The 17,071-nt window shown below is 63.7% G+C and carries 14 protein-coding genes; all 14 read right to left on the bottom strand.

Annotated features, from left to right (window positions below; all coding sequences use genetic code 11):
- Positions 1-2 precede the first annotated feature (2 nt).
- On the bottom strand, positions 3-1,163 hold the full coding sequence (locus tag HNQ39_RS22355) for a hypothetical protein (protein ID WP_184202207.1): 1,161 nt from the start codon (positions 1,161-1,163) through the stop codon (positions 3-5).
- Between the two features lie 58 nt (positions 1,164-1,221).
- Positions 1,222-2,259, bottom strand: a complete 1,038-nt coding sequence (locus HNQ39_RS22350; protein WP_184202204.1) for a C40 family peptidase — start codon at positions 2,257-2,259, stop codon at positions 1,222-1,224.
- Between the two features lie 38 nt (positions 2,260-2,297).
- Positions 2,298-3,086: a hypothetical protein gene (locus HNQ39_RS22345; RefSeq protein ID WP_184202199.1), complete on the bottom strand. Its 789-nt coding sequence runs from the start codon at positions 3,084-3,086 to the stop codon at positions 2,298-2,300.
- Between the two features lie 15 nt (positions 3,087-3,101).
- Positions 3,102-4,124 (bottom strand): hypothetical protein, encoded by a 1,023-nt coding sequence (locus tag HNQ39_RS22340; RefSeq protein ID WP_184202196.1) that lies wholly within the window; start codon positions 4,122-4,124, stop codon positions 3,102-3,104.
- A complete protein-coding gene (speD, locus tag HNQ39_RS22335; RefSeq protein ID WP_184202193.1) occupies positions 4,121-4,465 on the bottom strand; it encodes an adenosylmethionine decarboxylase in 345 nt (114 codons plus the stop codon). Before speD ends, HNQ39_RS22340 begins: the two co-directional genes overlap by 4 nt.
- Positions 4,456-5,985 carry a polyamine aminopropyltransferase gene (locus tag HNQ39_RS22330; protein ID WP_184202191.1) on the bottom strand — a complete coding sequence of 510 codons (1,530 nt, stop codon included), beginning with the start codon at positions 5,983-5,985 and terminating at the stop codon, positions 4,456-4,458. Before HNQ39_RS22330 ends, speD begins: the two co-directional genes overlap by 10 nt.
- 6 nt (positions 5,986-5,991) lie before the next feature.
- Positions 5,992-6,285 carry a DUF350 domain-containing protein gene (locus tag HNQ39_RS22325; protein ID WP_184202189.1) on the bottom strand — a complete coding sequence of 98 codons (294 nt, stop codon included), beginning with the start codon at positions 6,283-6,285 and terminating at the stop codon, positions 5,992-5,994.
- A 4-nt stretch (positions 6,286-6,289) separates the two neighbouring features.
- Entirely contained in the window at positions 6,290-6,484 is a 195-nt protein-coding gene (locus HNQ39_RS22320) for a hypothetical protein (protein ID WP_184202187.1), read from the bottom strand.
- On the bottom strand, positions 6,481-7,698 hold the full coding sequence (locus HNQ39_RS22315; RefSeq protein WP_184202185.1) for a DUF4178 domain-containing protein: 1,218 nt from the start codon (positions 7,696-7,698) through the stop codon (positions 6,481-6,483). The genes HNQ39_RS22320 and HNQ39_RS22315 overlap by 4 nt, the downstream gene beginning before the upstream one ends.
- Positions 7,699-7,758: 60 nt before the next feature.
- Positions 7,759-9,267: a S41 family peptidase gene (locus HNQ39_RS22310; RefSeq protein ID WP_184202183.1), complete on the bottom strand. Its 1,509-nt coding sequence runs from the start codon at positions 9,265-9,267 to the stop codon at positions 7,759-7,761.
- Between the two features lie 2 nt (positions 9,268-9,269).
- Positions 9,270-10,691: a S41 family peptidase gene (locus tag HNQ39_RS22305; RefSeq protein WP_184202180.1), complete on the bottom strand. Its 1,422-nt coding sequence runs from the start codon at positions 10,689-10,691 to the stop codon at positions 9,270-9,272.
- 79 nt (positions 10,692-10,770) lie between these two features.
- Complete coding sequence (locus HNQ39_RS22300) at positions 10,771-13,530, bottom strand: tetratricopeptide repeat protein (protein WP_184202177.1); 2,760 nt, start codon at positions 13,528-13,530, stop codon at positions 10,771-10,773.
- An 18-nt stretch (positions 13,531-13,548) separates the two neighbouring features.
- Positions 13,549-14,322: a hypothetical protein gene (locus tag HNQ39_RS22295; RefSeq protein WP_184202174.1), complete on the bottom strand. Its 774-nt coding sequence runs from the start codon at positions 14,320-14,322 to the stop codon at positions 13,549-13,551.
- A gap of 63 nt (positions 14,323-14,385) precedes the next feature.
- A complete protein-coding gene (locus HNQ39_RS22290) occupies positions 14,386-17,049 on the bottom strand; it encodes a carbohydrate binding domain-containing protein (protein WP_184202171.1) in 2,664 nt (887 codons plus the stop codon).
- Positions 17,050-17,071: the final 22 nt, after the last annotated feature.

The raw sequence follows: 17,071 nt of genomic DNA, 5'->3' as shown, positions 1-17,071 counted from the left end.
ACCTACAGTCTACCCCGTTTTAAGATGGAGTGGGGTTCTTCTTTCTCAAACGAGTCGCGGACGGCGCTACAGAACTGGACCAGGTACTGGAAGGCGCTCTCGGTGTCGGTGACCTGGCGGTGGCGCTCCCGTAGCGTGGTCACGAGCTCGGTCCTGCGCTGCTCCTCCGTCCGCGCTAGCCAGTTTCCCAGCTCCCGTAGGACCGGGACACGGATGCCCTTGAGCCGCTGCGCAAAGCTCGGTTGTGCCGAGTCCAGGCGCTCTAGCTTTGTCCCGAGCTGTGCCTTGTCGGTAGTGAGGGCCGCCAGACGCTGGGTAAGGACATCGGGGATGCAGCAGGCAATCGGGATCTCCACATTGGTGGGGATAGGGGTGACCATGCTCTCGGGCAGATGGCGCTTGCGGGTGTAGACAATCAGCCGCCGGTTGCCGTTGCCATCGTCGATGGTCTCCGACTCCATCTGGGCAAAGCCCGTCCCCAGCGCACTCACCGGGATCAAGCGCACGGTCGCATTGGCATCGGTGAGGCCAAGTAGGGCTTGGACCGCGGGGATATCGAGGAGGAACTTCTTGAACTGCTCCAGGGTCAGGTGCGGCGCAAGCTGGCCAATCGCATCCCACTTGCTGATGACAAAGTGGATCGAGAGGGTTCGGTTCTTTGCCTTGCGCAGGGTCGCTGCCGTGCGCACCAAGACCGGCGCAAGCTCCTGCGAGATCCAGTCCTGGGCATCGCTATCGGCGCTCATCGCGCGCAGGAGGTTGACCCCATCGAGGAGCCCCAGCAAGATATCGGCCTCGTTGACCGCAGCATCGAAGTCCTCGTCTTGGATGCTCTCGCTATTGAGGAGGCCTCCGGCGTAGTCCAGGTACTCAAAGTCGCAGGCCTTGAAGCTCTTCTGCTGCACCTGGACATGGCAGGCGAACCGGTAGTTGGCCTTGCTCCCCAGCGAGGTGCCCGGGGGGAAGTCCTGTTGAGAGATCAGCTGGTTGTAGATACGATCAAGCTTGTTGCGCGAGGTCGTGTCGGGGTACCCATCCGCCGTAACCGTCTCCAGGTGAAAGCCGGGATCGAGCGGCCACTGTAGCTTCTGCCACATCGCCGAGAGAAAGAGGGTTTTGCCGGACTGGGTCGGCCCCAGCATGATGACTCGAATCGGTTCCATAGTGTCTCAGCAGAAATAATCGGCAAGAACCGGGCCGAACACAAAATATATTTTCTTTTTAGGGAAGAAGTCGTCGTGCCCCGGTACAGGGACGGTGCCAGATGGTGGCGTATTTCACGACCCCACCCGCTTCTTTTGTCCCTAGTGCCTCTGCAGAGCGGCCATTTCCCACATAAACAGAGACATGGCCATCATAACATAAAATATCGCCCCACTGAAGCTCATCCGTGACCGGCTTCCCCGCCGTGGCCTGCTCTTTTGAGGTTCGAGGGAGGGAGATCTTGCAGCTCTGGAAGATCTGACAGACCAGCCCAGAGCAGTCGATTCCCTTCTTGGTATCGCCGCCCCAGACATAGGGTGTCCCTATCCAGCCCTCCACGGTCTTTTTCAGGCTCGCGTACTTCGGCGCGGGCGACTCGGTCTCGGGGCCGAGGGCGGCGCGGATAAAGCCTTTCCAGCTATGGCGCTCGGGCAGGATGCGCAGGCTCTGTCCGCTGCTCGTGCTCACGGTGACCCCGTCCTCATCGGCCTTGAGCCCCGTGACCTCGCCCTTTGCACCAGCGTAGGGGAGAAAGACCTCGATCTTCTTGGTCACCAGATCGCCGTGGAAGAGAAGCTCCTTGGTGCCCCACCAGGCGTGCGGCCCGCTGACCGCCGCGGGGCCGTTTCCGCCGGGCATGTCGGTCTTGTAGAGGGTGGTAAAGCGCCCCACTTCCTCGTCGCCCCGCTTGATGAGCACGGCCTCCGGCGTCCGCTCGGCGACCAAGCTTGGCTCGGGAGTCGGGACAAGAGCGGCTGGAGGCGTTGGCTCCGGGCTCGGACTCGGTGTCGCGTCGAGCGGCGCGGGGCTGGGGGACGCGGGCGCGGGGGACGGTGTCGCAAGGGGCGCAGGGGTGGGAGCGGGGCTCGGGGTGGGGGCAAGGACATGCACCATGGTCAGGAACTTACGGGTGGTCTCCTGGCGCTCGGTGGGCTGTGCCTGCATCGAGCGGGTGAAGACAAACTCCCGGAGCATCGGGAAAAAGGTGAGGAGGGCGAGGAGAGCAAGAGAGCCAAGACAGCCAAAGATCTTGAGACGCAGCAGGAACTTCTTCATACCACCTATGACGCAAAAACGGCGCGATTCGTTACCACCTAGCGCGGCGGATCGCAGAGTAGGAGCACCCGGCACTGTGCCAAAAAGCCCGCCTGCTGGTCCGCTTGGATCACGCGCAGGGCATCGTCGTTGCTGAGCACCATGTCGACCTTGGAGGAGCCTTTGGGACCCAGGGCCTGCACGATCAGTGGCCGAGCCCCTGCACGCTTGCTTTTGAGCGCCTCCTCAACCGAGCGTGGGTAGCCAACAATTCCCCCTATGATGGCATCGTCGATATCCACGCGCAGGGGGCCGTAGAGCTCGTGGCCGCTGGAATCGTAGAGCTTGGGGCTCAGCGCTGCCTGAACCCCGAGGCCACGGCAGTCCACAAGTAGCGCTGTAAACGGGCCACGGTCACGCGGTGGGGTCAGCGGCAGAGGTCGCTTGTGCGGGAGGGGACGTGGTGCGGGACGGGCTTCAGGGCGTGGAATGGGAGCATTGGCATGCAGGTCGCGTGGATCGAGGATCACCTCGGCAAGCACGGCCGCGGCGACCGAGCGTGCGCCATAGAGGGGAATCTCGACCGTGATGGTTGTGATGCCCTCTTTTCCCACAGTCTCGGCGACAGTGCGGGCGTTTTGCAGGAGGGCGGCTAGCTTGGTCTCGACCGTACCACTCTCCATGGCATAGCTCTTGACCGTGGTGGTGGCCGTGACCGGGATCGTGCGGATAGCCAGCGCCAGGTTGCGGAGCGCAGCGGCCTTGGCGGAGCCTAGGGGGCCGCTGCCCGTGGCGCGCACCACGCCGGTCGTGTAGTTCACGGGGTCTTGTACGGTACGATAGCTCATGGGGGAGGTCTCCGGTTAGTTATTGGGCTTTAAGAGTAGGGTGCCCAGCTCGGGGTAGTCGCGGATGCGCCAGATCAGCCCATCGACAAAGTAGTGGAAGATGACCACCATCGTGAAGGGAATGAAGGCCCACATCGCCCAGCTCTCGGGGGCGAGGAGCCCCTTGATCTCGATCACCCCGACAATCAGGCCGTAGGCCAGCGCCGTCAGTCCCCACTTGAGCGCGACATGGCGAATCCCGGGGAAGCGGCGTTTCTCATAGTGGGCCATCCAGGCATGGTACTGCACATCGTGGAAGGCTGTCTCCAGCGCCTCAGCGACCAGGAATGGGGTGGCGGTCACAAAGAAGACAAAGTAGTGTGTCCCGAGCGCCGAGAGCATCAGCAGGATCTTGGGGAGGTTTACCCGCTGCCCCAGCATCGCACGGCCCACCTGGCGGAACCCAAAGAGCGTCAGGAGCACCAAGAAGACCACCCAGAGCCCCTCGCCCCAGTCGCCGGGGAGGTTGGGGACACGGACGCTCACACTGCCGTAGACCACCAGGGGGCCGCGGACATCGCCGTAGTCCTGGAAGAAGCAGGCAAACATTCCCGTGAAGTAGGTCAGCCCATCGAGCCAGTTGTCCAGCGGTGCGCGGTCGTCGTTGAGGGCTTTGTAGATCTTGAGGAAGCCGTAGTGCTGCTTGATGATGTGCCAGGTCCCGTAGATCGCCGCCCCGACAATCAGATAGGCCTCCAGCTTGAGCGCCACACCGATAAACCCGACCGCGATAAAGCCTGCCAGCCCCCAGGTGTAGAGCCCCTTGCGCTTCTGGAACTCCGTGCGGTCGGCGTGGGTGCGGGCGAAGGTCTGGAAGATGTGCGGGTGGTCGAAGAGGGCGGTGAAGAAGAAGTAGGTGATGAGGATGCTATCGCCGTGTAGGAAGAACCCAAGGTGGTGTGCCGCCCGGTAGAGCCCGTAGAAGGCAAAGGTCAGGACGCACGAGCCGATAAAGAACGCCAGGTCGTAGCGCGCCGAGACAATCCAGCGCGGCCTCATCCGCCCCGCTCCAGCTTGCGAAGCTCAAAGCGCCCGCTGCCTAGCGCCTCGCAGAGAACCGACACCGCGCGGTCGGCGCCATCGGGAAGCCCACAGGTGAAGCAGTCCGCGGCGATATAGCCCCGCTCGGGGTAGGTGTGCAGGGCAAGGTGGGACTCCGCCAGGGGCAGGAAGGCGGTCACGCCGCCGCCGGGAAAGACATGGACAACCGGCTCGGAGAGGGGAGTCATCTCGGCGGCTTGGGCGGCAGCCAGGAGCGCTTGGGCCAGCCCGTGCGCGTTGGTGAGGCGCTCGGGACGAAGCTCGTAGCCGTCGAGGAGAACATGGACACCTACTCCCACCGCTTGGCTCCCCGCTCGTAGTGGCGCACCACCTGCGGTCGATCCAGAGTGGAGGCGGAGACAAGGGTCGGCTTTGAGTCCGCATCGAAGACTGTCAGTGTGGGAAGGAGCTCGTCGGTGAGGTACTTGACCGAGAGCCCCGTGAGCTTGGTATCGGTGAGCTTGGGGGCAGTGGCGCTGTCTCTTGCCAGGACAAAGCCCCAGTCGCCGAAGCTGGGGACATAGACATGGTAGGGCGTGGTCGCAAAGCCCGCGGCATGGACCGTGCGCTCGATACACCAGAAGGCATCGCGTGAGAACAGAGGCGACGTGGCCTGGGTAACAAACATGCCCCCCGGAGCGAGGTGGCGGCGGATCATGGCGTAGAACTCGCGGGAGTAGAGCTTGGCGAGTGCCTCACTGTTGGGGTCGGGCAGGTCCCCGATAATCACGGAGAAGAGCGCACCCGTTTTATTCAGGTAGGTAAAGGCATCCTCGTGGACCAGGGTCACCCGGGGATCGTCGAGCGCCCCCGCGTTCTGGGCGCGCAGGCTGGGGTAGGTGCGGGCGATCTTGGTCATGGCGGGGTCGATATCCACCAAGACCACTTGCTTGACTCCCGGCCACTTGAGCACCTCGCGCACCCCGAGGCCGTCCCCGCCCCCCAGGACCAAGACCGACTCGTGGACGGCTGCCAGGCTCAGCGCGGGGTGGATGAGGGACTCGTGGTAGCGGTGCTCGTCCAGGGAGGAGAACTGAAGATTGCCATCGAGGTAGAGCCGCAGGTCCTCCCGAAAGCGGGTGACCACGATCTTCTGGTAGGGAGTCTGCCGCGCAAAGAGAATCTCATCGTCGTAGAGCCGCTTCTCGAAGAACCGCCCGGCCTGGTCGGCGACCACGAGGCCCGAGGCGAGAAAGGCGGCTAGGAAGGCGCAGAGGACCAAGGGAGGGCGGATGCTCTTGAGCCGCGGCGCGAAGACCTTGAGGTTCCAGACCGCGATCCCCAGGTTCAGGAGCCCGACCACAAAGGCCGTCCGGGTCATTCCTAGTGCGGGAAGGAGCACCAGGGGAAAGGCTATAGAGCCCAAGAGCGAGCCGACATAGTCAAACGAGAGCGCCTGTGCGATCGTCTCTTTGAGCGCACCGTACTGGGAGAGCAGGCGTGTTAGCAGCGGCAGCTCGATCCCGACCAGCCCGCCGATCAGGCCGATCAGCAGAAAGAGCGCGGCGTAGTAGATGCTCCCCAGGTAGGAGTATGCCCCAAAGAGTGCCCAGGCGGAGACTCCCCCGACCACCGCGAGCAGGATCTCGACCGTGAGAAACCAGCGCATGAGATTCGTGGTGACAAACTGGGAGATATAGGAGCCAATCCCCATCGCCCCGATAAAGACCCCGATACAGAGGGAGAACTGGGTGACCGACGAGCCAATCAGGTACGACGAGATCGTCGCCAGGAGTAGCTCGTAGATCAGGCCACAGGCCGCCACGAGAAAGACACTTGTCAGCAGTGTCAGCGCCTCACGGCGGTCTTGCTCTTGCATTATCGCCTACGAGTGGATGGTCATCGCAACAATCAGCGAGACACCGAGGACCACCGCGCCAGCAAGGATCGCGGCGGCCATGTTCTTGTTCTCGAAGATCTCTTTTTCGATATCGGCGTGGATGGCGCGGTCGAAGAGCTTGAAGCCGATAATGGCAAGCGCGATCCCGATGGCACCGTAGAGAACGGTGGAGACAATTCCCTCCAGCAGGCTGGGCCGGGACCGAGCTTCGGCTTCTTGGGCGAGGGCTGGCAGGGCCGTCAGAGAGAGGGAGAAGAGCGTGACAAGTAGTTTTTTCATTGCATTACTTTCCAAAATGACTTCCACCACCGGTGATATGCGTCCCGACTCGCGCACTGGCTCGGCTATGAACTGCGTTGCGTTGCGCCGTCGTGGTGGCGCTTCCGGGGAGGAGCCAGCCAAAGTAGGCCAGTGCACAGGTGAAGGCAAAGGCGGCCAGGAGCACCAGTGTCGCGAGTCGGTAGCCCCAGGTTCTCATGAGTCTTGCATCGCCTCCACGAGGCTCTTGCGCGCACCGGGCGAGCCCTGGAGCCAGAAGACCGTCCCGAGGACAAGCCCGATTCCTCCGAACCAGGCGAGCGGTGTGGCGTGGGGGACACCTTCGTAGAGGCGGACGACCACGGGGGCTCCGGTGGCGGCGGCCTCGGGGTCGGCGTAGACGCGAACCCGGTAGTCGCCGGGCTTGGCCAGGCGAAAGTCCGCATGGGACTCGGTCACCCACTCGTGCCACGGGCCATCGTCGTAGCCCGTCTCGTCCCAGAACTCTTGCTCTGCCTCAAAGACCGGCCCGCTGGTATCCTCGAGCACCCCCTGCACCCACACCGATGTCTGGCTGAGCGAGCCTGTGGAGAGGTAGAGGCGGTGGGGAGCACCGGTCTTTGTGAGCGCGAAGGGCCCCACCACCGAGCCTTCTTCGGCCACTTGATCCGCCGTGAGCTGGGTGCTGTAGACCTGGTGCCCCGGCGTTCCCGAGGCGACCGCGCACAAGATAAACGCGAGGAGCGAGAGGTTGAGCCAGAGGCACCCAAAGCGCCGCTTGTCGCCCTGAACCTCTTCTTTCTTCAGCTCACCTTGGGCCTCTTTTTGGAGTCCAAAGACCGTGTAGACCTCGGCGGCATCGAGGTGCCGTCCGCGAAACCACTCGATCCCCTCGCTGGTCTGCTCGACCGAGAAGATCGTGTCGCCGGAGCCAAAGTCGGCGTAGGGGCTACTCTCGCCCACGCGGACCGGCCAAGGGATCTCGCCCTCGACTCCTGTGACCGTCGCGACTCCGACAGAGGTGACGATATAAGCCTTGTTGCCCAGAGTGACGGGCTGTCCCTCGGTGTAGGAGCGCACCTGCACCGAGTCGTCGCCATCGGGCCAGTAGTGGGTGAGCTTCCACTTGCCCTCGTCGAACTCCAGGTACTGGGCATCGCCATCTTGGGAGAGCAGGACCCACTCTTCCCAGGTGTAGCCCTCGGAATCGCGGAAGAGAAGGCGGCCCACCGCGACATACTCGCGCCCACCGAGCCTTGCCTTCATGCCGATGCGGAGAGGGGAGGTGTGCGGAAACCTGCCGCCGGGGTGGGTGAAGGGAAGAGGAGGAAGTGTCGCTCCGCAGTAGGCACAGGTGCTCTGCCCGTTCTTAAAGACACGCGCCTGGGCACCGCAGCTGGGACAGGCTAGCGAAGAGTCGAGGGTGTGCTTCATCTAACCAATTATGACACAGAGGGGGTGCCCTCGGGGCACCCCCTCTGATTTTTTTATGTTCTACTCGGTGAGCTTGGGCTCGTGAGTCGGCTTGGAGTACGGGCCGACCGCGTCCTTAGGCTTGGCGCTGACGGTCTCCGACTTCTCGGGCTTGTCGGGGAGGTCCTTCTCCGACTTGGGCCAGGGCTTGCCCGCCATGCGTGCCTTGAGGAGCTCGATCCCCTTGGCAACCTGTGGGCTGAACTTCGCGGCGGCTTTACGGTCGAAGGGCTTGTCGCGCAGGGCGTTCCACTGTGCCTCGATATCCTTGTCGGTCTCGGTGAGGACCATGTCCGGCTTGACACCGCCGAGCTTGGTGACCGCGCCGGACTCATCGCGGAAGGTGTTGATATCGCGCTTGTTGCGGGTGTAGTACCGCTGGGTCGTGATCTTGACCGCGCCCTCGCCCTCTTGCAGCGGGATGATGGTCTGCACGAGGCCCTTGCCAAAGGTGCGCGTTCCGACCAAGAAGCCCGCGCCGCCGTCTTGGACCGCACCGGAGACAATCTCCGACGCGCTGGCGGAGCCGCCGTTGACCAGCACGACTGTGGGAATCTTGCCGGCCGCGAGTGGGCCGCGGCGCAGGCTCGTGTTGACATCCAGCGAGCGCATCTGGCCGTTCTTCTCCTTGAGCCAGGTCACCGGTCCGCCGGGGAGGAAGCGCGATGCCAGGTCTTGTGCCACATGGAGCATCCCTCCAGGGTTGTTGCGCAGGTCGAAGATCAGGGCCTTCATCCCCTGGCGCTGGAGTCGCTCCAGGGCGATCCCAAACTGCGTATCGGCCTCCTCGCTAAAGAGGTCCAGGCGGATGTAGCCGATCTTGGCGGCCTCGTCCTGCATCCACGAGTCGATCACCGGGGAGTTGACCTGAGCTCGGACAAAGACATAGTCCTTCACCTCGGTGCCACGGCGGATTGTCAGCTTGACCTTGGTGCCCTCCTCGCCCTTGATGCGCTTGATCACATCGTCGAGGTGCTGCTGGTCCGAGAGGAGCGCGGACTTGCCATCCACCGACGTAATGGCATCGCCGGGCTTGAGCTTGGCGCGCCAGGCGGGGGAGTTCTCGATCGGCTCGATGATCATCGGGTATTTCTTGTCGGTGGTGACATCCAGCCGTGCCCCGATCCCGAAGAAGCGTCCCTGCGTATCCTCCATGTTACGCTTGAACTCCTCGGGGTCCCAGTACTCGGTGTAGCGGTCCCCGATCGCCAGAAGCATCCCCTCGATCCCCGCGTAGCGTAGCCGATCGCGCCATTTTCCCAGGGCCTTGGGCTCGGTGGGCGGGGTGCCGTACTCGCTGATGATCTTCTCCAGGACACTGTGGTAGGTGTCGATGGGCGAGAGATCGCTGGAGCCGGCCTTGGCCGATGCGGGCCGGGTTGCCTCGCTCAGGCGGGTGGCCAGCAGGAGGGGCGTGGTGCGGAGCGGGTCCTCTTTGCGGCCGAGGAGGGCCTGGCTATTGAAGCCACTGAAGAACGCGGCCCCGATCAGGCTCGTGGCGGCGATTCCCTTGATAACACTGCGTACCATGATTAACCCTTCCCTCCGGTCGGAGCCGTGGCGGCGACTTGGGGGCGACTCTTGAGGGTCGCGACCGCGCGGGCGAGTAGCTCGGACTCCGGGGTTCCCGACGCGACAGCTACCTGGGGACTGAGCCCCACGCCGCTCCAAGCGACTCCCTTGCTACTGACGAGCTTGCCCGTGATCAGCGTAAAGGCGGAGCCATCCTCCATCCGGTACATCCCTTGCACGAGAGCGTCTCCAAAGGTCTTCTCACCGACAAGAGTCGCCCCTCCGCGCTCGCTCAGGCAGGCGGCAAGCGCCTCCGCGGTCGAGGCCGTTCCGCCATCGACCAGCACGGTGAGGGGGCCCTTAAAGACTGCGGCATCGGCGGCGAGGAGGTTGTTCTTCTTGCCGGCTTGTCCCACTTCTTGGGCGACCACCCCGCGTCCCGCAAGCAACCCCGCGATCCGCTGCATCGCCTCAAACGAGCCCCCGGGGTTGCCACGGAGATCGAGCACGAGGCCGGCGCTATCCGCTGGGAGTGCCTTCAGGGCGGTGGCGACTGCCTCGTCGCTGCCCTGGCTGAGATAGGGGAGCTTGAGGTAGCTGGCCTTACCCGACAGAGACTTGCTGGCTAGCGTGGGAGCGGTGGTCGTGTCCGGCGTAATCTCCACTTTGAGTGGGGCGCTCTGGCCCTTGCGCTGGACGGTGAGCGAGTAGGAGTCCTTAGCCGCGATGGTCTTGGCCAGGAGCTTGTCGCCGCGGAGCAGCATCTCTGCGGCGTGGAGGCGAATTCCCCCGGTGATTCGGTCGCGGGCACTCGTTCGGGCCTTCTCGTAGACCTTCTCATCGACCTCGCGGTTCTGGAACTGCTGGGCGACCTTGGCAAAGGAGAGCAGGGGGTCGTAGCCCAGGACCCACTTGCCATCGACATGGGTGATGATATCCCCTGGCTTGAGGCCCGCCTTCTCTGCCGGTGACCCGGGCAAGGGAGCGACTACGGTGATCTTGTAGTCCGTGTAGCCGTTGGTCTTGGTGGACTGGAGGCTTAGCGCCGCCCCGATCCCGCTAAAGCGCCCCTGCGCCTCGGCCTCGAAGAGCGAGCGCTGCTCGGGCTCTAGGTAGTAGGAGTTCGGGTCTTCCAGAGCGGCGAGCATGAGCTTGACACTGCTCTGGGACATCTTGGTGTCGGTGGGAAGCTTGTCGTAGTACTGCTCCTTGACCAGGGCGTAGACCGTCTCAAAGGTTCCCCCTAGGTCCTGCGCCTCGCTCCCACGGGGAGTCACGGCATGCCCGTTCTCCGCCACCTGGGCTCGCCCGGGAGCCGCCTCTAGGGTTGTGGTTCGCGGTGCCTGGTGGCCTTGGCGAAGGCGCACCCCACCGGCAAAGGCGACTCCGGTGGCCAGGACGACCCCCGCGCCAAAAAGAAAAGACCCACGCCGTCGTTGCATCACTGTGCTCTACCTTCCGTTGCTTAACCTACGATATTTTATCATCGGAAGTTCCGCTTTGGTTACAGCGCTGTGTAGGCTACGGGGTTCGGCTCTGAAGCAAGGGAGCGAGGAGCTGCTCCTGAGCGCTACTCCGAGGGAGCTGGATATCGTCACGGAGGGCCTCGGCGCTCTGGAGATTGTCGCGTGCCGCATCGTGCTGGCCGGTGAAGAAGGCAGCCAGGGCGAGGAGCTCCTGTGCCTGGGCAACACTCTCCTGGTAGCCGTTCTGCTGGCTGATCTGCAAGGCCTCCTGGGCGAGCGCCTGGGCCACGGCAAGCTCTTCTTGCTGCAAGGCGAGCACCGCACGTCCTAGCTGGCAGGCGGTGATTCCACGCCACTCCTCAAGGGGGCGAAGCACGACAAGCGCACCTTCGAAGTGTTGCTGGGCGCGGGCAGGATCTCCGCTCTGGCCTGCGAGGTCGCCGAGGTTGATCTGGGCATGGGCCGCATGGACCGGATCGCCCAAGGCCTCGTACATCTGGTGGCTCGTCTCAAAGGCCGCAATCGCGCGCTCCACCTGCCCGAGGGCGGCACTCGTCGCTCCGATACAGTTCCAGGCATGTGCCTCCCGGACCAGGTCCCCGACACTCTGGCGGTAGGCGAGACACTCCTCAAAGAGCTGTAGCGCACGGTCGTTCTCACCGCGGGTCATGGCATTGATGCCCAGGTTGGTCTTGAGCGCCATCGACACCGACCTGTCCTCGGACGGGACAGCAAGTGCCGCTTCATAGTGCTGGTCTGAGGCGAGGAGGTCGCCACGGCTATAGGCAATCATGCCAAGGACCGTGAGTGCCGTGCGCTGCGTGAGCTGCGACTCCGGCTCGGGGTGCTGGGAGCTGAGAGCGACGCTGCGCTCCAGGTAGCGGATCGCCTTCGCGGCGTTGGCGCTGTTCCACTCCAGACGACCGGCCGTGAGGAGGAGCTCGGCGAGGGTCAGTGGGTCGTCGAGTGCGCTCTCTCGCTGGAGGAGGCGCTGGACCTGAGCTCGGCCCTCGCGGAGCCAGCCGCGGATCTCCCAGAACCGCCAGAGGTGGATCGCGAGTCGTGCGGCATCCCCGACCTCACCGGTACTGAGGAGACGCTCTTGAACCGCGCGAATATTGGCGGCATCGCGCTCAAGGGCACTCAGTGCCGCTCGCTGGCCTGCTCCCCGGAGCTCCTGTGCACGCTCCTGCACCAAGCTCTGGTAGTACTGGCTATGGCGCGAAAAGAGCAGCTCTTGCTGGGGCGGGGGCTCGGTCTCGCGGAGGGCATCGGCACCAAACTCACGGAGGCTATCCTGGAGGAGATACCGCACGGGCTCGGTCGGTGTGCTGTGCTGCGCCGCCGCAAGGCGCAGGAGGCTCTTGTCTCGTAGCCGTCCCAGGGTCTCGGTGAGCGAGGATCCTGGGGTGAGAGGGCCACAGACTGCGGTGGCGGCCTCGGTGCTAAAGCTGCCTGCAAAGCACGAGAGGCTCCGAAACAGCGCCTGCTCTTCCGGTGTGAGCGACTGGTAGCTCCAGTCGATCGTGCTCCGGAGGGAGCGGTGGCGCGGGTGGATATCGCGCAGGCGGGTAGCCAGGAGCTCAAAGCGCTTGCTCAGGGCATCTAGTAGCTCGGGGAGGGCGTGGAGGCGCACCTGGGCCGCGGCGAGCTCGATGGAGAGGGGGACACCCTCCAGGGTCTGGCAGAGGGTGTCTAGGATCGGCTCTGTTTCCGTGGTGAGGGAAAACTCGGGGCGTGCCTGCTGGGCACGCTCCACAAAGAGCTCCCGCGACTCGGCCAGGGTGAGCGGCTCGATCCCCACCTCGTGCTCCATGCTGAGATAGAGCACACTCCGCGAGGTCGCCAGGACTTGGAGGTGCTCGGTTCCCTTAAGCAAGACCGCGATATCGTCGGCGAGCTCTTCGAAGCGCTCGGCACCGTCCACGAGGATCAGCGCCTTGCTGCTCTTGAAGCGCTCACAGAGCTGCTGGAGAGCGGTCTTCTTGCTGTCTTCCGTGAGGCCACAGGCGTGCAAGAGAGTCGAGCTAAACTCCTCCACATGGGAGAGGGAGACCGCATCGACATACCAGATACCGTCGGGGTAGCGCCAGAGGATGTCACTCGCCGCCCGGATCGCGAGCCGGGACTTGCCGCTCCCTCCCAGCCCGGTCAGGGTGACCAGGCGGGCTTTTTTCTCGATCAGGAGGTTGCGGATCTGGATGATATCGGGCCGCCGTCCCACAAACGATGTGGTCTCCGACGGCAGGTTGTGGGGGTGGGCGGACTCGGTCTTGAGGGGGGGGAACTCGGTGGGGAGACCGGGCAGGGCTAGCTGAAAGATCGGCTCGGGCTCCTCAAGGCCACGGAGGCGGTGGTTGCCCAGGTCCAGCCACTGGAGCGTCTCAAACTCAGGCTCGGTGACCTGGGGACGAAGGTGTCCGGAGATGAGTAGCTGCCCTCCGTGGCCCGCGTCCCGTAGCCGCGCGACTCGGTTTAAGGGAGTCCCAAAATAGTCGCCGTCGCGCTCCTGCACCGTGCCGCCGTGGATCGCCAATCGCACCCGAACCGTGCCCACCTGGCCCCAGTCTTGAGCGTAGAGTGCCTGGTGTGCCTGAAGTGCGCCCCGGAGCGCGTCGGCCAGGGTAGGAAAGGCGATACAGAAAGCATCGCCGATGGTCTTGAAGACCCGGCCCTCGTTTGCCGCGGCTGCCTCCCGGAGGAGGGAATCGTGGCGCGCAAGGGCTGTCTGCATCGCGACTGGAAAGCGCTCCCAAAGGGGGGTGCTGCCCTCAATATCTGTGAAGAGGAAGTAACGTTCTTGCTCGGTAAACACCAGGGGAGAGTATACCCGCTACGAGCGCCGTCTCCGCCGCGCCACGAGAACAACGGGGAGAAGGGCGGGAACAAACAGCGCCGCCCCCGGAAGCTCCGGTGTGACAGCTGCAGGGACGATACCACCACTCGGGTTGGTCGCGGTATTAAAGAACGTGGTGTTAGGCGTGCTGCTGGGTGTGCCGAAACCGGGGGCCACATCCATGATAAACGCTGTCAGCCCATTGGTGGCGGGGTAGGCCGCATAGAAGCTAAAGTTGCCCGTAGTGTTATTGGTGATCCCGCCGCCCCAGAAGTGGAGGGTGCTATAGACAGGGAGATTCTGGAAAGCGAGAGGGCCATCGCCATTGTAGGTACCGGTGAGGGGATCAGCGTAAGAGACATTAAACGCCCCCGCGTTTCCGATTCCGAAGGTAGTGGCACCCGTATCGAGAAAGCCAAGCTTGCGGTAGTTGGGATCGGTGGGGGCGTACTGGGGCAGACGGAATGTCACCGAGGTGATGGTCTGGAGATTGAAGTTATAGAGGTTGTAGGTATTGAAGTGGAGCACAGGATCTGAGATGGGGGTGACAATGATGGCATCCCCTGTCTGGCCCGTTCCCGCTCCTAGAAAGCTGCTATTAATAGTGCCTAGGTTGATAAAACCGTTGCCGGAGCCGTGGTAGGTTGTGTTGACAAAGCCTTCAGACCCGAGGTCGAAGTAACCTACGCTGACGGTCTGTGCACGTACGGAGGTGGTGAGAAGGGAGAGTGTCGCGGCAAGAGAGAGAACTTTATGTAGAGGGAAACGCATAGGATGTCCTTAGGATGGGTAGCTTCGAGTCTGTTTTGTCTGCGAGTCGTCTAGGAGAGCTATCTAGTTTTTTACCAGCTCGTACCAGAGCGTCTTGTGCTCAGGACCGATTGCCAGTGTCAGAGTGCCATTCTCTAGAGTGGCGGGAATCTCTTTGACGCGCCTACCTGTGTTATCAAGTGCCCAGACTGTCAAGTTTTGTGCCAAAGTCGCAATGTGGAGGGTCGCTGTGGGGACACTGAGCTGTGTCGGGCCGGATTTCCAGGCTTCGGCGGCAAAGGTGCGCTCTTTGTTCCACTGAAGGCCTGGGTTCTCCGCCTTGTCTAGAGCTGTCAGGAGCAACGAGCTCGACTCTTGCGTGGGCTTGCCATCCCGACTGGTGAGGGTCAGGACGGCGAAGTTGCGCGCCGACGGTGCCACCTCGGCGACAAAGCCGGCGACACGGCTCGCATGGCCTCCGAGCTTGCCCATCAGTGCCTTCGAGGCAGGGGAGCTCACCCGCACTTGCTGCGCGGAGTGGTCCCAGACAAAGCCCTCGCTCTCGGGCTTGAGGTTCTGGATGCCCAGCGCGAGGGGGCCAGGGTCGCTCTCAAAGCGCACGGCCGCCCGAAACGTCAGGAAACTCTTGGCATCGACTCGCTCTGGGGCGTTCTTGAGGCTGCCTTGCAAGTAGCGGGTCTGGGCCAGTCCCCAGAAGGCATAGTCCGAGCCCAGCCCCTTGAGACCCGCGACCCGGTTCTTCGGGACCGTGAGCTGGATGGCATTGGGTGCGGGCGCGAGATCTCCCCGAAGGAAGAGCGACGCCGCTGCGGGGAGAAAGCCTAGCTTGCCCGGGTGGAGCTGCTGGTCGAAGAAGCCGGTGATCTTCTCGCTTCGGGCGGTCTCGTAGGCGAAGAGAAAGACCCCATCCCAGTCCTGCCAGGCGGCGTAGGCGAAGATCAAGGGGACCATCTCGGCGCTGTACTCGCTGGGAGCGGGGTGGTCGTACTCGCTGACCGTGAAGGGCTTCCCTGCCACCCGGTGCATCGCGAGCCCATCGAGGACACCCGCGGCGGAGCTTGCGGTCATGGGGGTGTTCTCGATCCGGTAGTTGTTGGGGTCGAAGGCCGTGCCGGGGAAGCTGGGGTGCTGCCAGTAGGCGTGCATGTCCACCCAGTCCAGCTTCGACTCCCGGTAGGCCCCCGCGATCCCGCCGTAGCTGGCCTGGGAGCAGGCAACCGCCGCCCTGCAGCCGGTCGCCGAGATCGCTGCTTTCAGTGCGGTGCAGTAGCGGTCCTCGACGGTCATGAGGTAGTGGGTGTAGTCCACGCCCGCCGGAGAGCCGCTGACCTGCCCGAGCCCGAGATTGCCCGCCTCCAGGCGCTGGCCCGGCGCGAGAGAGACCCCGCCACTGCCCGGGCGAAGGCTCCACTCGCCCAGAAAGACGCTCGCCGTGCTATCGCCCAGCATCAGGGAGAGCCGACAGTGGCCGGGGACGACACTGCCATTGGCAACAAAGGTGAAGGAGTAGCGCTTCCACTGCGTGTCCAGCCCGATACTGGTATCGAGCCCGACCATGCTCCACGGCGCTTGGTCCAGACGCGCGTTGACAAAGACGGTCCGAGGCGCCGATGCCCGTGCGGTAAACGACACGGTGTAGGTCTTGCCGGTGTCTAGCGTGAGGCCGGTCTGGTGGAGCTGAACATGCCAGTTGGTGCTGTCGATTTTTTCCGGGGCGAGCTGGAGTACCGTCCCCGATGGCGCATTGGTCTGCCCCGCAGCACTCACCGGGGTGACCGTGAGCTTTGTCTGACCTTGGGCCTCGGAGGTCCAGGCGCTAGGCTCGCGCTTTAGCTGCTCCGGGCCGAGTGCCGCCGAGCGGTTCCATGCCTTCTTGAGCGCCTCGGTCGTGCCGTACTTTTGGAGCAGATAGGCACGCCAGCCGTCTTCCAGCGGCTTGCGGACCGCCGGGGGGAGCGCCTCGGCCTGCCCCGACGAGCCGACCAAGGAGTCTTCGTTGTTGAGCTCGACCAGGGCAAGCACGGGATCGGTGGCGAGCGGCTGGCCGGTGTAGGGGCTCTTATGGCTCAGCATCTGGGTGGCGAACTGCTTCTGGAGCGCGATTGCCCGGGGATGGAAGTAGGCGACCACCTTGCCGAGCTCGGGGAGCTTACCGGGGGGAAAGCCATCGCCGGGGAGCCACTCGCGGGAGACATGTAGGTTCAGGTCGACATAGATACCGTTCTTCTTCAGCTCCGCGATAAAGAACTCCAAGAGGTCCAGGCTCTGAGGATCGGGGGCGGCACTCGTGGTGTAGGGCCCCTTGTGGTTGAAGATATTGGGAGTCGACCACTGGGCATCCAGGTGGTGCAGACGCACGAGATTGACCCCGAACTTATGCAGGCGCGCCGCGATCTTGGGCGCATCGGCCTTGCTGGGAAACGCCGCCGCCGCACCGATACTCATCCCCACAAAGCGCACCCGCCGGCCCGTGGAGTCGTAGAAGTGGCCGTTCTTGGCGGTGAGCTGGTGCGCCGCGGTCAGGGGTGCCGGGTTGAGAGCGGCAACACTGGTCACGCTCGCGCTGGAGTCGTCCCAGGGGAGGGCGAAAGGAAAGGCGGCCTCGGCGGGGGGCTGCGCCTGGGCAGCGGGGAGGAGCCGGGGACCGAGAAAGGCCACACCAGCGGCCAGAGCGGGAAGGGCGAGCCAGGGAAGCGTACGGCGGCTAAGCGCAAGAGTTAGGTTCACGCTCCATTATAGGTCATTGCGA

Origin of the sequence: Armatimonas rosea (assembly GCF_014202505.1) — a bacterium.
In the GTDB taxonomy this organism is placed as follows: Bacteria; Armatimonadota; Armatimonadia; order Armatimonadales; family Armatimonadaceae; genus Armatimonas; species Armatimonas rosea.
Note: the sequence above shows the minus strand (reverse complement) of the source record. Positions and strands in the feature narration are given on the sequence as shown.